Source organism: Micromonospora sp. CNZ297, assembly GCF_007827625.1.
Map to the genome: position 1 here is coordinate 46,125 of NZ_VISU01000023.1, position 16,752 is coordinate 62,876.

At 73.9% G+C, this 16,752-nt stretch carries 18 protein-coding genes and 1 tRNA gene; 11 read left to right on the forward strand and 8 right to left on the reverse strand.

Features of this window, described 5'->3' with window-relative positions; translation table 11 throughout:
• Positions 1-134: 134 nt before the first annotated feature.
• The gene (locus FB454_RS28940) at positions 135-560 is read left to right on the forward strand and encodes a hypothetical protein (RefSeq protein WP_013284228.1); all 426 of its coding nucleotides are present in this window, start codon (positions 135-137) and stop codon (positions 558-560) included.
• Positions 561-601: 41 nt separating this feature from the next.
• Positions 602-1,546 (forward strand): hypothetical protein, encoded by a 945-nt coding sequence (locus tag FB454_RS28945; RefSeq protein ID WP_114919506.1) that lies wholly within the window; start codon positions 602-604, stop codon positions 1,544-1,546.
• A gap of 3 nt (positions 1,547-1,549) precedes the next feature.
• Here FB454_RS28945 and mdlC read toward each other — a convergent pair whose 3' ends face one another.
• The gene (gene mdlC, locus FB454_RS28950; protein WP_145823868.1) at positions 1,550-3,142 is read right to left on the reverse strand and encodes a benzoylformate decarboxylase; all 1,593 of its coding nucleotides are present in this window, start codon (positions 3,140-3,142) and stop codon (positions 1,550-1,552) included.
• A gap of 109 nt (positions 3,143-3,251) precedes the next feature.
• Positions 3,252-4,052: an S-methyl-5'-thioadenosine phosphorylase gene (locus FB454_RS28955; protein WP_145823869.1), complete on the reverse strand. Its 801-nt coding sequence runs from the start codon at positions 4,050-4,052 to the stop codon at positions 3,252-3,254.
• A gap of 149 nt (positions 4,053-4,201) precedes the next feature.
• Here FB454_RS28955 and FB454_RS28960 point away from each other — a divergent pair, with 149 nt between their 5' ends.
• Both FB454_RS28960 and FB454_RS28965 read left to right on the forward strand, forming a co-directional pair.
• The gene (locus tag FB454_RS28960; protein WP_013284232.1) at positions 4,202-4,792 is read left to right on the forward strand and encodes a YqgE/AlgH family protein; all 591 of its coding nucleotides are present in this window, start codon (positions 4,202-4,204) and stop codon (positions 4,790-4,792) included.
• A gap of 88 nt (positions 4,793-4,880) precedes the next feature.
• A tRNA-Ala gene (locus tag FB454_RS28965) sits at positions 4,881-4,953 on the forward strand.
• Between the two features lie 96 nt (positions 4,954-5,049).
• Here FB454_RS28965 and FB454_RS28970 read toward each other — a convergent pair.
• Positions 5,050-5,181, reverse strand: coding sequence for an integrase (locus FB454_RS28970; RefSeq protein ID WP_145823870.1), 132 nt, complete (start codon positions 5,179-5,181; stop codon positions 5,050-5,052).
• Between the two features lie 74 nt (positions 5,182-5,255).
• Positions 5,256-5,870: a TetR family transcriptional regulator gene (locus tag FB454_RS28975; protein ID WP_145823871.1), complete on the reverse strand. Its 615-nt coding sequence runs from the start codon at positions 5,868-5,870 to the stop codon at positions 5,256-5,258.
• 73 nt (positions 5,871-5,943) lie between these two features.
• On the opposite strand from FB454_RS28975, the gene FB454_RS28980 reads away from it, so the two are divergent.
• Complete coding sequence (locus tag FB454_RS28980) at positions 5,944-6,342, forward strand: VOC family protein (protein WP_013284234.1); 399 nt, start codon at positions 5,944-5,946, stop codon at positions 6,340-6,342.
• A gap of 21 nt (positions 6,343-6,363) precedes the next feature.
• Here FB454_RS28980 and FB454_RS28985 read toward each other — a convergent pair whose 3' ends face one another.
• A complete protein-coding gene (locus tag FB454_RS28985; protein WP_186461671.1) occupies positions 6,364-6,849 on the reverse strand; it encodes an anthrone oxygenase family protein in 486 nt (161 codons plus the stop codon).
• 70 nt (positions 6,850-6,919) lie between these two features.
• Here FB454_RS28985 and FB454_RS28990 point away from each other — a divergent pair, with 70 nt between their 5' ends.
• Both FB454_RS28990 and FB454_RS28995 read left to right on the forward strand, forming a co-directional pair.
• Positions 6,920-7,864 carry an AraC family transcriptional regulator gene (locus FB454_RS28990; RefSeq protein WP_145823873.1) on the forward strand — a complete coding sequence of 315 codons (945 nt, stop codon included), beginning with the start codon at positions 6,920-6,922 and terminating at the stop codon, positions 7,862-7,864.
• Positions 7,861-8,202, forward strand: coding sequence for a VOC family protein (locus FB454_RS28995; RefSeq protein WP_047893724.1), 342 nt, complete (start codon positions 7,861-7,863; stop codon positions 8,200-8,202). Before FB454_RS28990 ends, FB454_RS28995 begins: the two co-directional genes overlap by 4 nt.
• A gap of 18 nt (positions 8,203-8,220) precedes the next feature.
• Here FB454_RS28995 and FB454_RS29000 read toward each other — a convergent pair whose 3' ends face one another.
• Both FB454_RS29000 and FB454_RS29005 read right to left on the reverse strand, forming a co-directional pair.
• Positions 8,221-9,288 carry a glycerophosphodiester phosphodiesterase family protein gene (locus FB454_RS29000; RefSeq protein WP_047893723.1) on the reverse strand — a complete coding sequence of 356 codons (1,068 nt, stop codon included), beginning with the start codon at positions 9,286-9,288 and terminating at the stop codon, positions 8,221-8,223.
• A gap of 154 nt (positions 9,289-9,442) precedes the next feature.
• Positions 9,443-11,725, reverse strand: coding sequence for a DUF4153 domain-containing protein (locus tag FB454_RS29005; RefSeq protein WP_145823874.1), 2,283 nt, complete (start codon positions 11,723-11,725; stop codon positions 9,443-9,445).
• Positions 11,726-11,880: 155 nt separating this feature from the next.
• Here FB454_RS29005 and FB454_RS29010 point away from each other — a divergent pair, with 155 nt between their 5' ends.
• A complete protein-coding gene (locus tag FB454_RS29010) occupies positions 11,881-12,777 on the forward strand; it encodes a lytic polysaccharide monooxygenase (RefSeq protein WP_145823875.1) in 897 nt (298 codons plus the stop codon).
• A gap of 1 nt (position 12,778) precedes the next feature.
• Here FB454_RS29010 and mgrA read toward each other — a convergent pair whose 3' ends face one another.
• Positions 12,779-13,768, reverse strand: coding sequence for an L-glyceraldehyde 3-phosphate reductase (gene mgrA, locus FB454_RS29015; RefSeq protein WP_145823876.1), 990 nt, complete (start codon positions 13,766-13,768; stop codon positions 12,779-12,781).
• A 57-nt stretch (positions 13,769-13,825) separates the two neighbouring features.
• Here mgrA and FB454_RS29020 point away from each other — a divergent pair, with 57 nt between their 5' ends.
• The 3 genes from FB454_RS29020 to FB454_RS29030 all read left to right on the forward strand — a co-directional run bounded on the left by FB454_RS29020 (position 13,826) and on the right by FB454_RS29030 (position 16,746).
• Positions 13,826-14,794: an aldo/keto reductase gene (locus tag FB454_RS29020; protein ID WP_013284242.1), complete on the forward strand. Its 969-nt coding sequence runs from the start codon at positions 13,826-13,828 to the stop codon at positions 14,792-14,794.
• Between the two features lie 63 nt (positions 14,795-14,857).
• A complete protein-coding gene (locus FB454_RS29025; protein WP_145823877.1) occupies positions 14,858-16,099 on the forward strand; it encodes a sensor histidine kinase in 1,242 nt (413 codons plus the stop codon).
• Positions 16,096-16,746: a response regulator transcription factor gene (locus FB454_RS29030; protein ID WP_145823878.1), complete on the forward strand. Its 651-nt coding sequence runs from the start codon at positions 16,096-16,098 to the stop codon at positions 16,744-16,746. Before FB454_RS29025 ends, FB454_RS29030 begins: the two co-directional genes overlap by 4 nt.
• The last annotated feature ends 6 nt before the right edge of the window (positions 16,747-16,752 follow it).

The window sequence follows — 16,752 nt, forward strand, 5'->3', positions numbered from 1 at the left end:
TCTCTGGGGCCTGCGGGGCGGCTGGGGCCGGTGATGCCCGAGAGGCAGATGAGGCGGCGCGGACCGCTGGACAGGCCCTCGAACCAGGTCCACCATCGCCATACGGGTTCGCACCCAGCAGCGGGAGGTGTCCCATGGTCACCAGTCCGATCCAGCAGCCGACCGCCGTGCTCCCGAGCGCCGTCGGTGACCTGCGCGCCCTCGGGCGGGCACCGGCCACCGGGCCGCGCTGGCGGGAGCGACTTCTCACCGATCTGGACCCCGTCCGGCGGGGCTTCACCGAACACGTCCGCGTCACCGAGGGAGTTGGTGGGCACTACGCCGACCTGGTGCGCGCCGCGCCACGGCTGGACCGGGGCGTACGCCTGCTGGTCGGCGAGCACGCCGCGATCAGTGCGGCGCTGGCCGCGCTCCAGCACGCCGTACGCCTGCCCGGGGTGTCCGCCGCGGAGGTGCGGGCCCGCACCCGCGACCTGGTGCGCGCGCTCGACCGGCACCGGCGGCACGGCGCCGACCTGCTCTGGGAGGCGTACCAGGCCGACCTCGGCGGCGAGGACTGAGCCGAGGGGAACCGGCCGGGACGGGCAGGCGTCCAACCCGTATGCGTCGCGTGCTCGCCCTGCTCGGGATCCCGTTGCTGGCCCTCTCCGCCTGCGCCACGCCCGGCGCCGATCCGGGGACGGCCCCGCCCGCCGGCCCGGACCAGCGGCCCGCGTTCACCGAGCGGGCCGAGGAGGTGGCGGCGGGCTGGCGGCCCGGGCCGGGCTGGCGCGACGGGTACGTGCCGCTCCAGGACGCCACAGTGCTCACCGGCGACCCGGGCTTCACCGAGGAGACGAAGACGGCGTTCGGCGCCGGCTGGTACCGGGACCAGATCCCGATGCCGGCCGACGTGCCGAAGGACGGCACGATCCGGTTCCCCGACGGCACGCTGCGGGTGCCGCTGGTGAGCGCCGCCGACGCGTACGCCGAACTCCACCAGGGCGACCCGCCGCCGTGCGACGGGCGCCCGGCCGCACCGGACCCGGCACCGACCGGGCGGCCCGGCCCGAACGACCCGGTGTCGACCTCGGCGCCGGGCGCGTGCGTGGCGCTCACCGTGACCGGGGTACGGCTGGGCACCGCACCGGTCTGGACCAGCCGAGGGCGTGCCGAGGTGCCCGCCTGGCTGTTCACAGTGGACGAGCTGGCCGTACCCGTGGCGCGGATCGCTGTCGCACCGCGCGTGACCGGCCGGGCCCCCGGCGGCGCGGTGCCTGCCCGGCCGCTCCCGGCGGGCCTGGTGTCCGCGCAGCAGCTGCGGGCGGTCGACGGCGACCGCATCGACTACCTGCTCGGCGTCGGCGCCTGCGACGGCCCGCCCACCCCGCTGGTGCTGGAACGGCCGGACGTGGTGGTGATCGGCGGCGCCGTGGTTACGCCCACCGGCCCCTGCACCGCCCAGCTCGTGATGAAGCCGGTGAGCGTCACGCTCGGCGCGCCGCTCGGCGGCCGGGCCGTGCTGGACGCCGCCAGCGGCGCGCCGCTGACCGTCCGGCCCGGCTGAGACTCACAGGATCCGCGGCACGTCGGTGCTGATCGGCACCGGCAGCACCGTCGGCCGGTCCGCGCCGAGCGCGGCGGCGAGCGCCGCACCGAGCCCGTCCGGCGTGGTCACCTCACCGGCGCAGCCGTAGCCGTGCGCCACCGCCGTCACATCCAGCCCGGGCAGGTCCAGCGCCGGCACACCAGGCGTGTGCTTCAGCTCGGCGAACGCCTTGAGGATCGCGTACTGCTGATTCACCGGGACCACGACGGCGAGCGGCAGGCGCAGCCGCGCCGCCGTCCACAACGCCTGGACCGAGTAGTGGAACGAGCCGTCGCCGACCACCGCGACGACCGGGCGGCCACGCCCGGTGTCGCGTTCGGCGAGCGCCATGCCGACCGCCGCCGGCAGCCCGAAGCCGAGACCGCCGCTGGCCATCGTCAGGTACGAGCGGGGCCGCTCGATCGGCAGCCGGCGGCGCAGCGCGGCCAGGTTGGACGGCGACTCCTGCACCAGCACCCCGTCCGCAGGCCACGCGGCGGCGAGCGCGGCGAACAGCGTGTCGGCGCTCGGCGGGTCGGCCGGCTCGGGCGGGGCCGGCTGCGGGCGCGGTGACGGCGCCGCCCGGTCGGTCGGCGGCAGCAGCTCGCGCAGCGCGGCCATGGTCAGCCCGGCGTCGCCGAGCAGGCTCTCCCCGACCGGAGCGCGGGCCGCCTCGTCCGGGTCGTCGGTGACGTGCAGCAGCCGCGCGTCACCGGGCAGGTAGTCGCCCGGCACGTGCGGGTAGTAGCGGAACACCGGCGCGCCCACCACCAGCACCACGTCGTGGCCGCGCAGCGCCTCCGACAGCGGCCCGATCGCGTACGGCAGCACGCCCCGGAAGTGCGGGTGGCGCTCCGGGAACACGGCGCGCTCCGGCGCCGGGGCGGCCCAGACCGGGGCGGCCAGGTGTTCGGCCAGCGCTACCGCTTCCGGCCAGGCGTCCGACCGGTCCACCGCCGCGCCGAGCACCAGCGCCGGGGTGCGGGCGGCGGCCAGCGCGCCGGCGAAGCGCCGCAGCCGGTCCGGGTCCGGCGCGATCCGGGTGGCGACGGTACGCACCTGCGGCGGCGGGTCGGCCGGACGGTCCCAGTCGTCCATCGGCAGGGAGAGGAACACCGGCCCGGCGGGTGGTTGCACCGCCGAGGCGTACGCCCGCATGAAGGCCGCCGGGATGTCCTGCGCGCGGGCCGGCTCGTGGGCCCACTTGACGTACGGCTGGGCCAGCTCGACCGCCCGCGGGCTGGCCAGGCGCGGCTCGATCAGCAGCATCTCGCGGGTCTGCTGGCCCGCGCTGACGATCAGCGGCGTCCGGTTGTGCCAGGCGGTGACCAGGTTGCCCATGCCGTTGCCGGTGCCCGGCGCGGTGTGCAGGTTGACGTGCGCGGGCCGGCCGGTGCCCTGCGCGTAGCCGTCGGCCATGGCGACCGCCGACGCCTCCTGGAGCGCGTGCACGTAGTGGAAGTCGGCCGGGAACTCCTGGAGGAACGGCTCCTCGGTCGAGCCCGGGTTGCCGAAGACAGTGGTCAGGCCGAGCGCGCGCAGCAGGTCGTAGGTCGCCTCCCGCACCGTCGCCATCGCCGGCTGCCTCCGTTCCGCACGCGGATGCCGGAGCCGGCCTGGTGCGCAGTCTCCCGACCAGCCGAATCTATCGGGCCGAAGGCGACTTTTCGGGCGCTTCCCGCGCTCAGGGCAGCGGAAACGGCAGCTTGATCCCGTCCAGCGCGCTCCCGCACTCGCACTCCCGCTCGGCAGGCAGCGCGGCGACGGCGTCCAGCAGCAGCCCGCGCAGCCGGTCCGTGTTCTCCGCGAAGACCCGGAACACCTCCTCGTGGGTGACCGACTCGCCCGCCTCCACGCCCGCGTCCAGGTCCGTGACCAGCGCGATGGACGTGTAACAGAGGGCCAGCTCGCGGGCCAGCACCGCCTCCGGGTGACCGGTCATGTTGACGATCGTGCCGCCCATCGAGGCGAACCAGCGCGACTCCGCCCGGGTCGAGAAGCGCGGACCCTCGACCACGACAACGGTCCCGCCGTCCACCGCCGGCACGCCGCGCCCGGCCGCCGTGTCCAGCAGCGTGCGCCGCCCCGCCGGGCAGTACGGGTCGGCGAACGACACGTGCACCGCGCCCCGGTCGTAGTACGTCTGCGCGCGCCCGCTGGTGCGGTCGATCAACTGATCCGGCATCACGAACGTCCCCGGGCCCAGCTCCGGCCGCAGGCCGCCGACCGCGCAGGGCGCCAGCACCTGGCGTACGCCCAGCGACCGCAGCGCCCACAGGTTGGCCCGGTACGGGATCAGGTGCGGCGGGTACCGGTGATCGCGCCCGTGCCGGGGCAGGAACGCCACCCGGCGACCGCCCACCTCGGCGACCGTGATCGGGCCCGACGGCTCGCCGTACGGGGTGTCCACCACGTGTTCCACCCCGTCGAGCAGGGCGTAGAGCCCCGACCCGCCGATCACCGCCAGTTCGGCCTGCGCCGCCATCCGGCCCTCCCTCGATCCGTCGTGATCACCCGCCCGTCAGACCTTAACCAGCGGGCCGGACGCAGGCTATGGTGCGTGACATGGCGTTGACAGGGTGGACGGTCGACGGCCTCGGGCCCGTACGGGCGCACGGCTGACGGGTGTCGGACATGCAGAGTGAGGGGCAGGCGATCGGTGGCCGAGCCATGGAGTCGATGACCGGACGACTGCTGGTCGCGACACCGGGGCTCAAGGATCCGAACTTCGACCGTACGGTCGTGCTGCTCGTCGCCCACGAACCCGGCGGCGCCCTCGGGGTGGTGCTGAACCGGGCCACCGAGGTCTCCGTGGCCGACGTGCTCGGCGACTGGAGCGACCTCGCCCGCGACCCGGCGGTGCTGTTCGAGGGCGGCCCGGTGCAGCCCGACTCCGCCATCTGCCTGGCCCGGATGCGGCACCCCGTCCGGCCGGTCAAAGGCTTCCACCGCGTCTCCGGCGCGGTCGGCACCATCGACCTCTCGGTCGACCCGGAGAAGCTGCGCGAGGCCATCGGCGGCATCCGGGTGTTCGCCGGCTACTCCGGCTGGGGTGCCGGGCAGGTGGAGCGCGAGATCGAGGAGGGCTCCTGGTTCGTGTTCGACGCGCTGCCCGGCGACGCCTTCGTCGACCGGCCGGATGATCTCTGGCCGATGGTGCTGCGCCGGCAGGGCGGCATGCTGGCCGCGGTGGCCCACTTCCCGCCGGACGTGGCGCTGAACTGAGCCGGGTGCGGGTGACCCCGCGAGATGACCATGCCGGGCGGCGTGTGTATAGTTCTCTCCGTGCCCGGGCGACCGGGGACGACCGCAAGGGGCCGTGGCGCAGCTGGTAGCGCACCACACTGGCAGTGTGGGGGTCAGGGGTTCGAGTCCCCTCGGCTCCACCCAAGCGAAAGGCCCTGGTGAGAGACAACGCCTCCCACCAGGGCTTTTGTCATTCGTCGATCTCTCGGGTCGCAATGTGCCAGACCCGTGCCAGATCAGGCGCTGAGCTTGCCTCGCGCCTCTTCGATCAGGGCGTCCAACGCGGCGGCGATGGCGTGATCGCGGTCACGGGTCGCGTGCTGGTAGATCATCGATGCCCGGGTGCTCGAATGGCCGATGCGCGCCATCAGTTCTTTGAGCGTCGCGCCGCTCTGTGCTGACCATGTGCTGCCGGTGTCACCTTCGAAGGCCGCACCACCAGCTAACCGTGCCGGACGGGTGCGGTGCGCGGCCCGCGGAGACCCTGAAGCAGGCGCAGCAGATCGGGCCACGTCTCGACCAATGCGGCGTCCCGGTCCGGGGCTTCGGCGATCCGTAGCACTGCCTCGTTCATCGCGCCGGAGAGCAAGGTGGCAGTTGCCTCGGGCGAGTTGACCTCAAGGTGCCCGGCTGCTGCCAGCGTGGCCACCGCCTCGGCCAGGTGGTGCCCGGAAGCGGCCGCGTCCTGGCTGCGCCACGTGCGCCAACCCATCACCGCGGGCGCGTCGACCAGCAGGATCCGCCGGTGTGTGTCGTCGACACTGGCGGTGAGGAACGCCCGGCAGCCGGCGACCAGGCCGTCCCATGGATCGGCGACCGCTTCGGCAGCGCCGGCGACCGCAGCGGCGACCCGCTGTTGCGCGGCGGCTGCGACGGCTTCGAACAGGTGCTGCTTGTTGCGGTAGTGATGGTAGACCGCACCCCTGGTGACCTGGGCTGCGGCGGCCACCTCCTCCAGGCGAACGGCCGTGTAGCCGCGTTCGGCGAACAGGGCAGTCGCGACGTCCCGGATGCGCCGGCCGGTGATCTCGCTCTGCTCCTTGGTGGCTCGCGCCATGCCGCACTCTTCCTTTACATGCTCCGTGTATGTATATTCCTTTACCTGCACAGTGTATGTAAAGGAGTTCGCCATGACACTCGCCAGCTCGTATCCGGTCCTCATGACGACCGACGTGACCTCGGCTGCGGCCTTCTACCGCGAGCACTTCGGGTTCCAGCCGACCTTCGAGACGGAGTGGTACGTGAGCCTGCGCCGCGACAACTGGGAACTGGCGGTGCTGGACAGCAGCCACGAGACCATCCCGGCGGCCTACCGCGGGCCGGTCGCCAGTGGGATGCTGCTCAACCTGGAGGTGGACGATGTCGACGCCGAGTGGGAGCGCCTGCGGCACCTGGAGGTCGTGCTTCCCGTCCGGACCGAAGAGTTCGGACAGCGGCACTTCATCCTCGCCGGCCCGGACGGTGTCCTGATCGACGTCATCACCAACGTGGAACCTGCGGAGGAGTACGCGGACAGGTTCATCTCCTAGCATCTCGCAGGCAAACGGCGCTCAAGCGGCGCGGCCCGCGAGCACCAACGCCCAGCACAGCGCGCCGAACCCGGCCGTGCTCACCAGCGTCCGGACCACGTTCCAGGTGACCCAGGCGGACTCGAAGCGCTCCCGAGCCGCAGCGAGATCGGCGGAACCAGCCGCCGCGAGCGCATCGTTCAACGGCACGTTCACCGCCACGGTGACGACGAACATCACCACGTACAGGGCGAGCCCGGCGACGATCCACGGCAGCGTAGGCCGGGCCGCTCCGCGCCACGCCAGCACCGCCGCGAGCGCGGCCAGCACCGGCGTACCCAGGAACGCCAGCAGGAACCAGCCGTTGACGATGGTGATGTTGATGCGCTGCATCGCGTCGACGAACGTGCGGTCGTCAGCGCCGCGCAGCGCCGGCATCACCGCGTACGCGAATGCGGCGAACAGGCCCGCCATCAGCCCGGCGCCGACTGTGGCGCCGACCAGCGTCAGTTGTTGTACGAGTCGCATGTCCTCATCGAACCGCCGCGCGGTGAGACGGCCCATGGTCAGGACGCGCGATCCTGTGTTCAATCGTCTCGTGGACGCCGTCTCCGGTCTGCTCGACGGTCCCCGTGCGCGGGGCGCCTTCCTGCTGCGTTCGATCCTCACCCCGCCCTGGTCGATGCTGATCCGGGACGAGGCGCCGCTCACGCTCGTCGCCGTGGTGCGGGGCGACGGCTGGATCGTGCCGGAGGAGGGCGAGGCCGCGCGGCTGACCGAGGGTGACGTGGCGATCGTGCGCGGTCCGGCCCCGTACACGGTGGCGGACGACCCGGCCACGGCGCCGCACGTGGTCGTGCACCCGGGCCAGCACTGCACCACTCCCGACGGGCGCGAGCTGTTCGCGATGACGCGGTGGGGCGTACGCACCTGGGGCAACGGGCCGGACGGCCGGACCGTGCTGCTCACCGGCACGTACCCGGTGCGGGGCACTGTGGGGCGGCGGCTGCTGGACGCGCTGCCGCCGCTCGCGGTGGTGCGGCGCGAGTCGTGGGACACGCCGCTGGTGCCGCTGCTGGCCGCCGAGATCGTCAAGGACGATCCCGGCCAGGAGGCGGTGCTCGATCGCCTGCTCGACCTGCTGCTCATCGCCGCGCTGCGGGAGTGGTTCGCCCGGCCCGGCGCCGCCGCGCCCGCCTGGTACCGGGCGTACGCCGATCCGGTGGTCGGCCGCGCGCTGCGCATGCTGCACGACGACCCGGCCCGGCCGTGGACGGTGGCGTCGCTCGCCGCGGAGGTGGGGATGTCCCGGGCGGCGCTGGCCCGGCGGTTCACCGCGCTGGCCGGCGAGCCGCCCATGGCGTACCTGACGGGCTGGCGGCTGGCGCTCGCGGCCGATCTGCTCCGCGAGCCCGGCGCCACGGTGGGCGCGGTGGCCCGGCGGGTCGGCTACGGCAGTTCCTTCGCCCTGAGTGCGGCGTTCAAACGCCGGTACGGCGTGAGCCCGCGCCGGCACGTCGACCCGGATAGATTGGCCGGATGACTGTCGACCTGTTCGCCGGCGTCCCGGTGCGCGATCTCGCGGTGGCGACGGACTGGTACGAGCGGCTGTTCGGCGCACCGCCGCAGTTCCGGCCCGACGACAGCGAGGCGGTGTGGGAGCTGGCCGAGCACCGTTACCTCTACGTCGACGTACGGCCCGAGCACGCCGGTCACGCCATGCAGACGGTCTTCGTCGACGACCTCGACTCCCGCGTCGCGGCGATCGCCGCCCGGGGTCTGACGCCGACCGCGCAGGAGACCTACGACAACGGGGTCCGGAAGGTGATCTTCCACGACCCGGACGGCAACGAGATCGGCTTCGGCGGCGGCCCGGCCTGACCGGGCCGCCGCCGGACCTCAGCGCGCCCGGTACGCCTTCGGCAACCGCATCCCGCGTTCGGCCATGAGCTGCCGCACCCGGTTCGGGTAGTCGGTGATGATCCCGTCGACGCCCATGTCCATGAGCGCCGCCACTGTGGGCATGTCGTCGCAGGTCCAGGGGATGACCTTGAGCCCTCGTGCGTGCGCGTCGGCGATCATCCGGCGGTCCGGGTAGAAGCGGAAGTTCGGGTCGGCGATCGTGCCGTTCTGCGGGAACCCGTAGTTCGGCGACAGCGCGGTCACGCCAGGGGTCGCGGCGGCGGCCCGGACGAAGTCGCCACCGAAGTCGTCCACGTCCAGCCCGCCCAGCCACGGCGACGCGCCCGGCTTGCCGACCTGGAGGAAGTCGTAGTTCGTCAGCGCCACGAGCGGCCAGCGCGGCGCGAGCCGGTGCATCTCCCGCAGCGCGCCCCAGTCGAAGGACTGGATGGTGACCTGCCGCTCGATGCCCGAGCGCCGGATCTCCTCGAAGACCCGCCGGACGAACAGCTCACGCGGCGCGGTCTGCTCGGGCGCGCCCGCCTCCACCTTGGTCTCGATGTTGAGCGTGATCCCGTGCGCGCGGTAGCGCTTCACCAGGTCGAGCACGTCGCGCAGCTCGGCCATCCGGACACCGGCGATCTGCTCCTGCTCGGGGAAGCCGGGCAACTGCTGGTAGCCGCAGTCCATGGTCCTGATCTGCGCGAGCGTGAGGTCCTTGATGTACTTCCCGACGTACGGGTAGGCCGGGTCGCCGGGCCGCACCGGGGCGGTGTCGCGGCACTTCTGCGCGCTGACCTGCCGGTCGTGCGTGACTACCACCTTCTCGTCCCGGGTGACCTGGGTGTCCAGCTCCAACGTGGTGACGCCGAGGCGCATCGCCTTGGCGAACCCGGCGAGCGTCTCCTCGGTGGTCATCCCGATGCCGCCGCGGTGGGCCTGAAGGTCGAAGTGGGTCCGCTGCGGCGGTACGCCGGGACGGTCGGCCGGACCTGCGTGGGCGACGCCCGGCACGGCGAGCACCGCGCCGGCGACGAGTGCCGTCACGAGCTGACGGGTGGACATGGAGAAACCTCCGCTACCTCGGTTGTCGTTCGCGCAGCCGAAGCTAGGTGCGGAGTCGGTGCCCGCCGTGGCGTCGAGGTGAGGAGCGGATGAACGGTCGCCGGACGGCTGCCGGTGGGCCGGGCCGCGGTGGTCCGCGGCCCGGCCCACGACGTCAGCGGGGACGCCGTGTCTTCGGCAGGTCGAACTGGTCGGCCCGGCGGCAGTCCTTCGGGCCGCCGATCGCCTTCGGGCCGACCTCGTCGAGGGCCTTACGGGCGCGCTGGCGGCCCAGGTTCCAGGCGTACCAGGGGTCGGGCTCGGCGAGGTCGTCGGCGATCCAGCTCAGCGTGCACCGGCGTACCGGGTCGGGGAGCTTGGCGAGCGCCGGCGTGGCGTCGGCGGACAACGCCCGCAGGTACCAGGCGTCGATCTTGCCGGTCTGCTCGTACCGCAGCGTGTTGCGGCGGGCGACGTAGTCCTCCGGGTTGAGCACGGCCAGGCCGAGCAGCATCGCCACGGCCAGCGCGAGCGTGGTGCCGGGAATCCACCGGCCCCGCCATTTGACGCCGGCCGCGATGATCATCAGGAAGACCGTGCCGAGCAGCATCTCGAACGCCATCACGAAGATCCGCTCGCCGGTGAAGCTGTAGACCTTCTGGTACGTCCACATCCGGGACAGCGCCGACGCCACGATCACCACGCTCAGCGCGCTGATCAGCCCGAGCAGCACGCGCAGCATGATCCGCTCGACCGGCCGCTCCCGGCGTGCCCAGCGGCTCACCCCGCCGAGCACCGCCACGGTCAGCAGCGTGACGAAGAGCAGTTGCCAGAAGCCGCTGCGCGCGTACTCGGCGTAGCTGAGCCCGGCGACCCGCTGCACGTGCTGCTGCCCGCCGAAGAGCGTGGTGAACTGCACCACCACGAACCCGGCGAACAGCAGCGTGAGCGCGCCGATGGCCGGGGCCCACTCCAGCAGGCCGAGACGGCGCTCACCCTCGCGATCCACTGTGGACAGGTCGGGCGGCGCGGCGAGCGTGTAGAGCGCGGCGACAGCGATCAGCCCGCCCACCACTGCGAGGAACACCCAGCCGAACACCGTACCGAGGTTGATCTCGGGGACGAGCGAGCCGAGCGCCTCGGAGAACGCCGCGTCGGCCGACGCGAGCAGGCTGCCGAAGACCACGAGCACCACGACCGTGGCGACCACCGAGACGGTCACCTTGCGTACCGTCGCCTCCTGCGGCGAGGCGGTGATGTGCCGGCGTACCCACGGCAGGCCGCGCAACGCCGCGAACGGCGTCGCCACCAGGCCGAACAGGACCGAGCGCACCAGCCGCCCGCCGATGATCGCGAGGGTGGCGCAGCCGAGCGCGCCGAGCACGCAGAACGTCACGAGCCACCAGGCGTTGCGGAACGCCGGCACGGCGATCAGGGCCAGCGCGGCCGCCGCCCACCCGGCCCGGATGAGCTTGTCGGCGCGCGGCAGCTCCGCGGTCCTCGACCGGACCGCCAGCACCACCGCGAGCGTGAGCGTGAGCCACCCCAGGAACCAGCCGACGCCGACGCGGCCCAGCGGCACGAAGACCGCGCTGCCGACCGCGGCGGCCAGCACCGCGAGCGGCACGGCCCGCCCGGTCGCCGCCTTCGGGCCGGGCCACCGCGCGCCGAGGAACGAGGTCCGCGGCACCTGTGGTCGCGGCGCCCACGTCGGCGCCTGGGGGTGCCCGCTCCACCCCATTCCGGGGTACGGCGGCGCGGGCACCGGCCCACCGCCGTGCGGAGGCGGCGTGCCCGGAGCACGTTGCGCACCCGGCGCGGGCGGCGGCCCGGAGGCCGGCTGCGTGCCCGGCGCTGCCCATGACCCGGAGGCCGGCTGCGTGCCCGCGGGAGCGGCAGGCGTCTGCGAGGCCCCCGCCGGGTCTGAGGTCGCGGAAGTGGCCGTCTGCGGAGCGCCGTCGCCGGGACGCGCGCCGGCCTCACCGGAGCCGGCCGTGGCCGCCCCCGCTGCGTCGGCGCTCGCGACGGACGGCTTCGAGCCGGCCGCCTGGGTAGTGGCCGAAGCCGCGTCCGGTGAGGCAGCGACAGCCTCTCCGCTCGCCGGCCGGTCGGCCGGTGCGGCGGCGGGGGCGGCGCCCTCCACGGGGGAGTGCTCGGCGGCGGGCGCTGTGGCCTGGGCGGGCACCGCCGCCGCAGGCTGGCCGGTCGCCGTCTGCTGGCCGGTCGCCGGGACCAGCGGGACGAACAACGCGTACCCCTGGGTGCCGGGTGGCACGGTGACCGGAATCGCCCAGCCGGGCTGCCCCTCGGCGCCCGGCCAGGGCACCGGCGCGGGAGCGCGCTCCATCGTGGGCAGGACCAGCAGGTACGGCTGTGCGGGGGCGGGGACGTCGCCCGGCGCGGGCCCGGCCGCGGGGGCGGCGCGGGACGGCTCGGGGGACGGGGCCGGCTCGGACAAGGGACGCTCCTCGATCACAGGGTTTCGTCACTGTAGGGCCCATCAGGTGTCCGTCGCCGCCCCGGTTGTCCGTTCGGTCATGCCGCCCCGGCCGATCGGCGCGGATCGAACCTTTGGCGGCTCGCGGCCGTACCAGTGCGCGGGAGGTCGATCACATGGCCGCACGTCGCGCGCTCGCCGCGCTCGCCGCCGTCGCCGCGACGGTGCCGCTGACCGCCGCGCCGGCCGCGGCGCACGGTGCGCCGACCAGCCCGCTGAGCCGGGCCGCCGCGTGCGGGCCCGAGGGTGGCCGGGCGCAGACGCCCGCCTGCCGGGCCGCGGTCGCCGCCGGAGCGGCGGTACGCGAGTGGGACAACATCCGGGTGGCGCGGATCGACGGGCGGGACCGGGAACGCATCCCGGACGGGGAGCTGTGCAGCGGCGGGCTGTCCGCGTACCGGGGACTGGACCTGGCGCGCGCCGACTGGCCAGCCACCACGCTCACGGCCGGGGCCCGGCACACGTTCCGCTACCGCACCACCATTCCGCACCGGGGCACGTTCCGGTACTACGTCACCACCGGCTCGTACTCGCCTCGGCGCGTGCTGACCTGGGCGGATCTGGAGGAGAAGCCGTTCCTTCAGGTCACCGACCCGCCGATCCGCGCGGGCGCGTACGAGATGCGGGGGCGGCTGCCAGCCGACCGTACCGGCCGGCACATCGTCTATGTGATCTGGCAGAACTCGGACACCCAGGACACGTACTACTCGTGCTCGGACGTGATCTTCCGGGCGGCACGCGGTGCGTCGGACCCGCCGTCGGCAGCGCCGAAGGCGAGCGCGTCGCCTCCGCGTACCCTCGCCGTGCCGGCGGCCGACGACGAGCCGGCGGTGCCGGTCGCGACGGTGACCGACGGCGGACCGCTGTCCCGGCCGCTCCTGGTCGGCGCGGCGGCGCTCGTCGTCGCGCTGCTCGCGGCGGCGGTGGTCGGACTGCGACGGACCGGCGGGCCGCCGCCCGGGAGGCCGTGCGGTGTCCGCAACCACCGCGCCGGGCGGCGCCGCATCTGGTGACTCAGCCGAGCAGGCGCTCGATCTCGGCCAGGTCGTCCCCGGCGAGGTCGAGGTTGTTCAACGCGGCCACGTTGCCCTCCAGCTGCCCGACGCTGCTCGCGCCGATGATGAGGCTGGTCATGCGCGGGTCGCGCAGCGCCCATGCCAGGGCGAGCTGGGCCAGGGTCTGCCCGCGCCGCTGCGCCACCGCGGCGAGCCCCCGGACCGTCGCCATCGTCTCCTCGTCGAGGTCGCTCTCGTTCAGGAAGACGCTCGTGCGCACCCGGGAGTCGGCCGGGATGCCCTTCAGGTAACGGTCGGTGAGCAGGCCCTGGGCGAGCGGGCTGTACGCGATGCAGCCGGCGCCGACGCTCTCCAGCGTGTCCAGCAGGCCGTCGCTCTCCGTCCAGCGGTTCATCATCGAGTACGACGGCTGGTTGATCAGCAGCGGCGTGCCCAGGTCGCGGAGGATCGCCGCGGCCCGCTCGGTCTGCTCCGAGTCGTAGTTGGAGATGCCCACGTAGAGTGCCTTGCCGGAGCGGACGATCGCGTCGAGCGCGCCCATCGTTTCCTCCAGCGGAGTCTCCGGGTCGAACCGGTGCGAGTAGAAGACGTCGACGTAGTCCAGCCCGAGGCGGCGCAGCGACTGGTCCAGCGACGAGATCAGGTACTTGCGCGAACCCCACTCGCCGTACGGGCCGGGCCACATCAGGTACCCGGCCTTGCTGGAGATCACCAGCTCGTCCCGGTACGGCTTCAGGTCGGTGGCGAGCAGCCGGCCGAAGTTCTCCTCCGCCGAACCGGGCGGCGGGCCGTAGTTGTTCGCCAGGTCGAAGTGGGTGATGCCGAGGTCGAAGGCGCGGCGGACGATGTCGCGCTGCCGCTCGAAGGGGCGGTCCGGTCCGAAGTTGTGCCACAGGCCGAGGGAGATGACAGGCAGCTTCAGCCCGCTCCGGCCGGTGCGCCGGTAGATCATCTCGTGGTAACGGTCGTCGCTGGCGAGGTAGGTCACCAGGCCATTCTGTCCGGACCGGAGTGCGCACGCAGCAGCCCGGGTACGTTCGGCCTCATGCGTTACGTGCGGCTCGACACCCCCAAGCCCATCTCCAAGATCGGCCTCGGCACCTGGCAGTTCGGCTCCAAGGAGTGGGGCTACGGCCCCGAGTACGAGCGCCGCGCCGCCGAGATCGTCCGGCGGGCGCTCGACCTTGGCGTCACCCTGTTCGACACCGCCGAGCTGTACGGCTTCGGCCGCAGCGAACGCATCCTCGGCGCGGCCCTGGGCGACGACCGGGCCAAGGTCGTGGTCGCCACCAAGATCTTCCCGTTGCTGCCGGTCGCCCCGGTGGTGCAGCAGCGCGCTGTCGCCTCCGCCGCCCGGCTCGGCGTCGACGGCATCGACCTCTACCAGGTGCACCAGGCCAACCCGGTGGTAGCCGACACCACCACCATGCGCGGCATGCGCTCCCTGCAGGACGTCGGGCTGGTCGGCGAGGTCGGCGTCAGCAACTACGGCCTGCGCCGGTGGCGGTTCGCCGAGGCCGCGCTGGGCCGCCGGGTGCTGAGCAACCAGGTCCGCTACAGCATGATCGACCGCGGCCCCGAAGAAGACCTCATCCCGTACGCGGAGCAGGCCGGCCGCATCGTCATCGCATACTCGCCGCTGGCGCAGGGTTTCCTCTCCGGCCGCTACGACGCCACGAACCCGCCCGCCGGGGCGGTACGCCGGGCCAACCCGTACTTCCTGCCGGAGAACCTGGAACGCGGCACCGCGCTGATCGCCACGCTGCGCGAGGTCGCCGACGCGCACGACGCGACGCCGAGCCAGATCGCGCTCGCGTACGTGCTGCGGCACCCGAACGTGGTGGCCATCCCGGGTGCCTCCGGGGTCGAGCAGATGGAACGCAACGCCGCCGCCGCCGAGATCGACCTCGCCGACGACGAGTACGCCGCACTGGTCGCCGCCGCACACGCGTTCCGCCCGGTCACCGGGCTGGCCGCCGTACCCCGGATGGTCCGCGCCCGCCTGGGCGGGTGAGCCGGCCGGAATCTCCCCGGCACGGGGGAGCCGGACCGGTACGACGGGGCGGACAATGACCGGGTGACGGTCCGGGGGGTGTTCGCGCCGCTGGTGCGCGCCAGCACCTGGCGCCGCGCCGTGTTCCTGCTCCTCGGTGGCGTGCTCGCCCTGCCGTACGCCTTGCTGGCGGTGGTCTTCGCGCAGATGCTGGGGAACGCGACAGCGCCCCGCCCGCTCGTGCTCGGCCTGCTGCTGGTGGCCGCCGGGCTCGCCGTGGTGCCGGTGTTCCTGGCCGGCAGCCGGGCGCTGGAGATCGCCGCCGCCCGGGCGCTGCTCGCCGTCGACCTGCCGGAGCCCGCGCCCGGGCACCGGATCGACCGGGAGACCCGGCTGCGCGCCGCGCTCTGGATCGCCCTGCACCTGGGCACCGGCGCGGTGGTGTGGTTCGCCGCGATCAGCGCGTTCCCGATGGCGCTGGTCTTCGTCGCCGGCCTGGCCGGGATGGACACCGGCGCCGTGGCGGACCAGCGGTTCGGCCCCGTCGATCCGGCGCACCCGGTCCAGGCCGGGCTGGCCGGCCTGGCCGTGCTGGCCGGGCTCGGCTACGCCGTGGCCGGTCTGGGTGCGCTCGCCGCCTCGATGGCGCCGGTGCTGCTCGGCCCGGCCCAGGCCGAGCGGATCGCCGCGCTGGAGGCCCACGCGGTACGGCTGGCCGAACGCAACCGGCTGGCCCGGGAACTGCACGACTCGGTCGGCCACGCCCTGACCGTGGCGACCCTCCAGGCCGGCGCCGCGCGGGAACTGCTCGACACCGACCCCGAGTTCAGCCGGCGGGCCCTGACGGCCATCGAGGAGACCAGCCGCCGTGCCATGGACGACCTGGACCACGTCCTCGGGTTGCTCCGCGAGGCCGGCGCCGCGACGGCACCCGCGCCGCAGTCCACGCTCGCCGGACTCGACCGGCTGGTCGCCGCGGCCCGCGCCGCCGGGCTGGACGTCGAGTCCCGCGTCGACGGGGCGCTCGACGCGCTGCCCGCCGTGGTGTCCCGCGAGGGCTACCGCATCGTCCAGGAAGGGCTGACGAACGCCGCCCGGCACGGCCGTGGACCGGTCGCGCTGCGAGTCGCCGTACCCCCGGAAGGGCTGGCGATCGAGCTCGTCAACAGCGTGCGTGGCGCCGCCGGGCCGGCCCGCGGCGGGCGCGGCCTCGACGGCATGCGGGAGCGGGTGCTGCTGCTCGGCGGCCGGCTGGACGCCGGCCCCGACGGGGATCGCTGGCGCGTCCGGGCCACCCTGCCGGTGCCGAGAGGGGAGGTCCGGTGACCATCGACGTGCTGATCGTCGACGACGACGAACTGATCCGGGTCGGCCTGCGGGCGATCGTGGACGCCCAGCCGGACCTGCGTGTCGTCGGCGAGGCGGCGGACGGGGCCCAGGTGCCGCCGCTGGTCGCGAAGCTGCGACCGCGGGTGGTGCTGATGGACGTGCGGATGCCGGCCATCGACGGCATCCAGGCCACCCGCCGGTTGCTCGCCGCCTCCGCCGACCCGCCCCGGGTCCTGGTGGTCACCACGTTCGCCAACGACGAGTACGTCTACGAGGCGCTGCGCGCCGGGGCAGCCGGTTTCCTCCTCAAACGGGCCCGCCCGGCCGAGGTGGTGCAGTCGATCCGGGTGGTGGCGGCCGGGGATTCGCTGCTGTTCCCGGCCGCCATCCGGCAGCTCGTCGACACGTACGGGCGGCGCGACGGCGACCGGCTTCGCGCCGCGCGCCTGACCGAGCGCGAGGCCGAGGTGCTGCGGCTGATGGCCGCCGGCCTGTCCAATCCGGAGATCGCCGCCCGGCTGGTCGTCGGCGTCGAGACGGTGAAGACGCACGTCGGGAACGTGCTGGCCAAGCTCGGGGTCCGGGACCGGACCCAGGCGGTGGTCGCCGCCTACGAGTCGGGCTTCGTGATCCCGGCCGGCTGACCGGTC